Source organism: Neisseria sp. HMSC073G10, from assembly GCF_001812605.1.
GTDB classification, from domain to species: Bacteria; Pseudomonadota; Gammaproteobacteria; order Burkholderiales; family Neisseriaceae; genus Neisseria; species Neisseria subflava_A.
Genome location: NZ_KV809507.1, coordinates 312 through 765 on the forward strand (window position 1 = coordinate 312; position 454 = coordinate 765).

Genomic DNA, 454 nt, shown 5'->3' on the forward strand with positions numbered 1-454 from the left:
GAATAATTATTGCTACTGGCATGACGTTTGTAACATATGCAGGCTATATTATTGCGCTAAATAAATTTAAAGATTACACCTTGAATGCCATAAATTCTATGCCGTCTGATATTCTAAATTTACTTTTAATAGGTGGTTTTGGACAAGGTCTCGGTTATTTATTCGGCGCATTCAGCTTTTATATTGGAATGAATACATTAAATAAATTAACTTTTATTATGCCAAGGTAGCTTTATGATTTATTTGTTTACAGGGAACATGGGTACTGGCAAAACATCACGAGTAGTATCCATGATTCTGAATAACGAAGACGGCTTATTCAAAATGAAGCTTGAAGACGGTACGGAAGTAGATCGTCCGCTTTACTTCTGCCATATCGACGGCTTGGATAAACGTAAATTTAACGCGCATGAACTTACTGAAGAAGAAATCATGTCTGCACCGTTGCGAGATA

The 454-nt window shown here is 35.7% G+C and carries 2 protein-coding genes; both read left to right on the forward strand.

Features of this window, described 5'->3' with window-relative positions:
* Window positions 1–2 precede the first annotated feature (2 nt).
* On the forward strand, window positions 3–230 hold the full coding sequence (locus HMPREF2865_RS03940) for a DUF2523 domain-containing protein (RefSeq protein WP_283120629.1): 228 nt from the start codon (window positions 3–5) through the stop codon (window positions 228–230).
* Window positions 231–234: 4 nt separating this feature from the next.
* The coding region (locus tag HMPREF2865_RS11530; RefSeq protein WP_283120630.1) for a zonular occludens toxin domain-containing protein at window positions 235–454 on the forward strand (220 nt) is incomplete at its 3' end.